Below are 6,216 nucleotides of genomic sequence, written 5' to 3' on the forward strand. Positions count from 1 at the left end.
GTGAGGCGTTGACCCGCTCCCAGACACCTTCTTTACTCCAGAGGTTGTGATAGTGATAGACCGTTTTGTGGTGTGGCAGATCATGCGGCATCATCCGCCACTGAATCCCGCTGCGGGCGACGTACCGAATCCCGTTGACGATTTTGCGTCTGGGAACGGTTTCGCAGAAGGTGCTCTCGTCAACGGGCGGCAACAGTGGTTCAATAAGGGTCCACTCGGCATCGGTGAGGTCGCTCGGATACGCAGCGCGATTCATCTCGATAGCCTAGCAAATTCCCCATTCTCTGGGCCTCAGACAGCCTCTCAGCGAGGTCTGAAGCCGGGCCGTCAAACGCCCACGATGTTTTACCAATCAACGATGTTTTACTAATCAAATGGACCAATCACACAAACCGCTCCGGAAACTCGGTTTTGAAGTGTCCCCAGGTCTCCGGGGTGCGCGGCTTGCCGGTTTCCTCGGTCCACATCCAGTAGGGGGTGTAAAAACTCCGCGCCTGCCGGACCTCCTCGCGGAAGATCTCGGCGCTCACGCCGCCCTGGGCGATCAGGCCGCTGGTTTCAAAGCGCCGCAGTACCCCGGAGCGGTCATACGGCACGGTCCTGATGCTCGGCTGCCACTGGGGCAGGCCGTCCGGCCCCGTTTCGATGCCCAGCAGCAGGTACTGGGCGCGGGGATCGTCGTTGAAGGGCGCACCCACCGCGCCGGTATTGAGCACCAGGCGTCCGCCCGGCAGCGGCTGAATCATCGGGCGGTGGGTATGCGAGCCGACCAGCACGCACGCGCCCGCCTCGCTGAGCAGTTCGTCCAGACGAGTGGGCGGGGTCGAAGCGCCCAGGCTCTCGCGGTAGTAGGCGTGGCTGCCGTGCGCCACCTCGATGTCGCCCAGGCCGCCTACGCCCAAGCCGCCTGTACCCGGTCCGCCTATATTCAGGCGCTGGGTCATCGGCCAGCTCATGATGGTCCCGATGTGTCCGGCCTGCTCCAGCTTGGCGGCGCTCCAGGCGGTCGCGGCCCAGAACGGATCGTCGAACCAGTCGCCGGGCAGCGTTTCGTCGCGGCTCAGCCACAGCCGCATCAGATCGTCGTGGTTGCCGAGGGTAAACAGGGGCGCGGTCTTCAGGTTCAGCAGCGTGTCCATCGCCTGCACGCTGTCTGGGCCACGGTTGACCACATCCCCGTTGACGTAGAGCCGCTCGGCGCCCTGAAGCTGGATGTCGGCGAGCACCGCCGCGAGGGCGTCCTGGTTGCCGTGGATGTCAGCGATGAAGGCGAGGCGCACGGGCGGCATTCTAGAGCCTGGGCCTGCTCGGCTTGGTAACGGCGTGCCGGTCAATGTGTCTGCTCGGCCTCCGTCCTGGTCGGGCCTGGTGCCGTACAGTGACCGTATGCCCTACACAGACCGTCCCTACAAAGACCGTATGGTGGATGCACTGATCGGAGATACCCCCCTCGTCAAGCTCAGCAAGGTCACCCAAGCCGGAATGGCCGAGGTGTTCGTCAAGCTGGAGGGCCAGAACCCCGGCGGCAGCATCAAGGACCGCACCGCCCTGGGCATGGTCGAGGACGCCGAGCGGCGCGGCGTGCTCAGGCCCGGCGGGACCATCGTGGAGCCGACGAGCGGCAACACCGGCATCGGGCTGGCGCAGGTGGCGGCGGCGCGGGGCTACCGGCTGATCCTGACGATGCCCGCCAGCATGAGCGAGGAGCGCAAACGGACCCTGGCCGCTTACGGCGCCGAACTGGTGCTGACCGATCCGGGCCGCCGGATGCTGGCCGCCATCGAGGAAGCTGAACGCATCGCCGAGCAAGGCGGCGCCTGGATGCCCAACCAGTTTACCAACCCCGCCAACCCCGCCACCCACGAGGCCACCACCGGCCCGGAACTCTGGGGGCAGATGGAAGGCAACGTTGACGCTTTTGTCTACGGCTCCGGCACGGGCGGCACCATCACCGGGGTCGGGCGCTACCTGCGCCGCATGAACCCGGAGGTGCAGATCTACGCGGTGGAACCGGCCCGCAGCAACGTCTTGTCGGGCGGTGAGCGCGGCGAGCACGGCTTTCAGGGCATGGGACCGGGCTTCATTCCGGCGAATCTGGACCGCAGCCTGCTGACCGGCGTCATTCAGGTCTGGGAGGAGGACGCCTATCCGCTGGCCCGCCGCCTGGCGCGGGAGGAGGGCCTGTTCGTGGGCATGTCGTCGGGCGGCATCGTCTGGGCCGCGCTGGAGCTGGCCCGCACTTTGGGGCCGGGCAAGCGCGTCGCCACCATCGCCTGCGATTCGGGGGCACGCTACCTCAGCACGGCGCTGTTCGACGGCCAGCACGACACGCCCGGCGATTACCTGCCGTACTCGCGTGAACGTGCCGGGGCGCAGGTGCAAGCAGCGCACTGACCGGGCGCCGACAGGCAAAAAAACGGACAGGAGGCGCCGGGGGGTGGCGCGACCTGTCCGCTTTGGAGGGGAGATGAGCGTAGTGTTCTGGGGAGACAACACTCACTCACCACACTACGGCCCCAACTCTGGCAGAACACTGACACAAGTCTCAGATCTCAGAGTCTCAGAAGACCTTGAGCTGCCGTTGGCGGCGCGTTCACTGGCCGGACAGACAGCTTTCATGGTGCTCGGCATCTTGATTCGCGCCGGACGTTCATCCATACCGCACAGTCCGCATCAGTACGACAGGACGCTGCTGTTGCCGCTGACCGGATCGAAGACCATCAGGGCACGCTCCATGCAGATTAGCAGCAGTGGGCTGCCGGGAACGGCGAAGACGCGCGGCTCATCGTCGCTGATCGGCGATTTCAGTGGGCCGGAGAGCGCCGGAACAGGGCTGCGGTTGCCGCTGCTGAGGTCCACCTTGGTCATCTCGAAGCCGTTGCCACCGTCGCCGACCCGCACGCTGTAGAGCCCCGCCGCGCTGACGGCCAGCCCCTTGTAGCCCACGCCGCGCTCGCCCTGGCCGCGCCTGGAGCTGGGCGTGCGGTTGACGGCGGACACCAGGGCGCGCTCGCCACTGGCCGGGTTCAGGCTGGTCAGCAGCGCCTCGTTGCCGAAGCCGTGTACGGCGTAGACGGTGTTGCCCGCGAAGGTCATGGCGCCGATTTCGAGTCTGGGCGCCTTGAAGCCGCTGCCCGTCTTGTCGCCGAGCTGGAAGTCGTAGTAGGAAAACAGCTCGCAGCGTCCACCCCTGATGCGGGCGAAGCCGAAGCCGCTGCCGTTGGGGTTGTTGTTGAGCCCCAGATACACCGCGCCGCCCGCATCGACGGCCATGCCGAACGGCGAGGGGATCAGGCGGCGCCCGTCGGCGCTCTCCAGGCAGCGGCGCCCCCGGTCGTACTGCTCCTTGTCTTGCAGGCCGCCGGGGTGGGTGTCGCCCGCGACCTCATCGGCCCAGATCAGCGAGCGGTCGCCCGTTTTGGCGTTGACCTCGACCAGTTGGGTGCGCGAGGTCGAATTGGCGTTGATGAGCGCCACGTAATTGCCGTTCGGCAGCGGCTTGACATCCCGGATGCCGCCCAGGACGTAGGCGGGCAGCTCGGTGGTGCCGTCGCGGAGCTTGTACATCAGCGTACTCTTGCCCCGGCTGGTGTTGGCGTCGGCCATGCCCGATACCAGCGTCCGGTTGCCGGTCGCCAGGTCCACCGAGACGATGATGCCCTGATCGCCCAGACTCACCGCGAAGATCCCCGCGCCGCCCTGCACGAAGCCGCCCACGATCTTATCGCCGAAGCCGCCGTTGTAGAACGGCACGCCCTCGCCGATGGTGGCGACGTTGGCGGTGCTAGGCCGCTTGCAAACTGCTGTGTCCGACTGTTTGGCACAATCGACGACCTTGACGCCCGCCGCCTGGGCCGAGCCGAGGGTGCTCACCAGTCCACCGAGCGCCAGCACCACACCGATTCGTAGTCTGTTCACGTGTTTCTCCCTGTGGGCTTCAGACGGACTTGTACCAGACGGACTTGTACCGAACGGACTTGTACCGAACTGACTTACAGCCGACGAGCCACCGAGTCAGTGCCTGCTGTGCTGACGCGCAGGGCAGTGCTCCCAGCACGACGCAAAGGCGGAACATTAACTGACCATAAGTCTACAGGGCCGGGGCCTGCTCGCAGGGCCAGACAGACCACCCAGAGCAGTACTCCGAATTACGCCACGGGGAAAACAGCCTCCCCGCGCCTCCATTCTGCGCCTTGCTCAGTTAAAACTACTCGCTCCGCTCGGTCATAAAAAGACCCTTTTTATGACATCTGCTCTAGGCAGGCACCCGCTTGCCCTTGGACCGGGGCCATCAGCGCTTCCAGCGGGCGCCGTCCCTGGTGTCCTCCACCGTCACGCCGACCCCGGCCAGTTTGCCGCGCAGGGCGTCGGAGGCGGCGTACTGCTTGCTCAGGCGGTAGTGCTGCCGCGCTTCGAGCACCACGTCCATCAGCGTGCCCACCAGGGCCGTGTCGTCCTGAGCGCCGACCGCTCCGGCACCTGCGGCGAACAGCCCCAGCACGCTGCCGCCCAGTTCCAGATACGCCGCCCGCGCCGCCTCCAGCGCGTCCCGGCCCGGCGATTGTTGATGAGCTGCACCCGCCAGCGCCGCGTTCACGTCGGTGGTCAGGTTAAACAGCGCCGCCACCGCACGGGGCGTGTTGAAATCGTCGCTCATGGCCGCCTCGAAGGCGCTCACATGGGTGCGAACCTGCGCCAGCAGCGGGTCGCCCGGCTTCTCAGGGGCACCCGGCAGGCGGCGCAGGGTTTCGCTCAGGGCGTCGTGGAGGCGCCGGTAGCCGCTGTGGGCCGACACGAAGCCCTCCTCGCTGAATTCGGTGATCGAGCGGTAGTGGCTGCCGATCAGCAAAAAGCGCACGATCTGCGGGTCCACGCGCTTAAATAAATCGATCAGCGTGGTGAAGTTGCCCTTGGATTTGCTCATCTTCTCGCCGCCGATGGTCAGCATGTTGTTGTGCATCCAGTAGCGGGCGAACGGGTGGCCCGCCGCCTCGGCCTGGGCGATCTCGGCCTCGTGGTGCGGGAATTCCAGATCGAGGCCGCCGCCGTGGATGTCGAAACTTTCGCCCAGGTACTTCAGGCTCATGGCCGAGCATTCGATGTGCCAGCCGGGAAAGCCGACGCCCCAGGGTGATTGCCACCGCATGATGTGCCCGGCCTCGGCCCGCTTCCAGAGCGCGAAATCACGGGGGTCTCGCTTCTCGCCGCGCACGGCTTCCCGCGTGCCCTCCTCCTGGTCGTCGAGCTTGCGGCCTGAGAGTTTGCCGTACTCCGGCCAGCTCCGCACCTCGAAGTAGACGCTGCCGTTCGCCTCGTAGGCGTGCCCGCGCCGGGTCAGCTCCTCGATCAGCTCGATCTGCTCCGGAATGTGCCCGGTGGCGCGTGGCTGGATGCTGGGCCGCTGCACGCCGAGCCGGGCCATGTCGTCCATGAACGACCAGTAGTACTTCTCGGCCACCTCGATGGGCTCCAGCCGTTCCAGGGCGGCGCGGGCCAGCATTTTATCTTCGCCGTCGTCGGAGTCGTTCTGGAGGTGGCCCACGTCGGTGATGTTGCTGACGTAGCGCACCGCGTAGCCCCGGTGGGCCAGGTAGCGGCGGATCACATCGAAGGCGACCTCCTTTTTGGCGTGGCCCAGGTGCGCGTCGGAATACACGGTGGGTCCGCACAGGTACATGCCGACCTTGCCCGGTACGCCCGGCTCGAATATCACTTTGCGGCGGCTCAGCGAGTCGTGCAACTCGATGTCAGGCAGCTCCAGATCGGGGAAGAAGGCGCTGAGCGCAGAGGTGTCGGGCAGGCGGGTCAGGGTCATGGGGTCTTCTCCGGGGGTGAGGTGGTTCTCCGGGGGTGGGGTGGTCAGGCGGGTGGCCGTCAACGAAAAACCGCGCTCGGCATCCGGCGCGGTCGACACGGCAGTGCTCTGAGGCCGGTCAACCGGGGCGGCGGCAACAGGTATTGACGGTGGTGAGGCTAGGCGACATGAGGGCAGTATAGCAGCCTGCCCAGCCCGTGCTCAGACTGGGTAGCACCTCCATGAGTGCCGTGTATGAATGGCGTTCAGGCGCCCCATCTCCCTAGAGCAGATTTCACAAAAAGGCCATAGGATAGGCAGCCCCGAACCAGCCGAGGACATCCTGAACTGTTACGGCATCAAGGGCCTTCCCAATAGCACTCCAGAGCGATGGCAGGTCGCGCCACCGCCCAGCCCTGACC

At 66.0% G+C, this 6,216-nt stretch carries 5 protein-coding genes; 1 reads left to right on the plus strand and 4 read right to left on the minus strand.

Translation table 11 applies throughout. The annotated features are described in order from the left end of the window. Nucleotides 1-256 (minus strand): transposase (locus tag Q0R23_RS01590; RefSeq protein WP_293909651.1); only part of this gene is annotated, 256 nt, incomplete at its 3' end. A 127-nt stretch (nt 257-383) separates the two neighbouring features. Continuing rightward, nucleotides 384-1,289: a metallophosphoesterase gene (locus Q0R23_RS01595; protein WP_293909653.1), complete on the minus strand. Its 906-nt coding sequence runs from the start codon at nt 1,287-1,289 to the stop codon at nt 384-386. A 130-nt stretch (nt 1,290-1,419) separates the two neighbouring features. Between Q0R23_RS01595 and cysK the strand changes: the two genes are divergently transcribed. After that, nucleotides 1,420-2,394 (plus strand): cysteine synthase A, encoded by a 975-nt coding sequence (cysK, locus tag Q0R23_RS01600; RefSeq protein WP_293909659.1) that lies wholly within the window; start codon nt 1,420-1,422, stop codon nt 2,392-2,394. Nucleotides 2,395-2,673: 279 nt separating this feature from the next. On the opposite strand, the gene Q0R23_RS01605 is transcribed toward cysK, so the two are convergent. Then, nucleotides 2,674-3,918, minus strand: a complete 1,245-nt coding sequence (locus Q0R23_RS01605; protein WP_293909655.1) for a hypothetical protein — start codon at nt 3,916-3,918, stop codon at nt 2,674-2,676. Nucleotides 3,919-4,291: 373 nt separating this feature from the next. Next, nucleotides 4,292-5,815, minus strand: a complete 1,524-nt coding sequence (gene cysS / locus Q0R23_RS01610; protein ID WP_293909657.1) for a cysteine--tRNA ligase — start codon at nt 5,813-5,815, stop codon at nt 4,292-4,294. Between the last annotated feature and the right edge of the window lie 401 nt (nt 5,816-6,216).

This window comes from Deinococcus sp. (assembly GCF_025362455.1).
Lineage (GTDB): Bacteria > Deinococcota > Deinococci > Deinococcales > Deinococcaceae > Deinococcus.

What these genes read in the sequence shown, in the direction of transcription:
- Q0R23_RS01595 (WP_293909653.1), bottom strand. Translation starts at nt 1,289, where the DNA reads ATGCCGCCCGTGCGCCTCGCCTTCATCGCTGACATCCACGGCAACCAG.
- cysK (WP_293909659.1), top strand. Translation starts at nt 1,420, where the DNA reads ATGGTGGATGCACTGATCGGAGATACCCCCCTCGTCAAGCTCAGCAAG.
- cysS (WP_293909657.1), bottom strand. Translation starts at nt 5,815, where the DNA reads ATGACCCTGACCCGCCTGCCCGACACCTCTGCGCTCAGCGCCTTCTTC.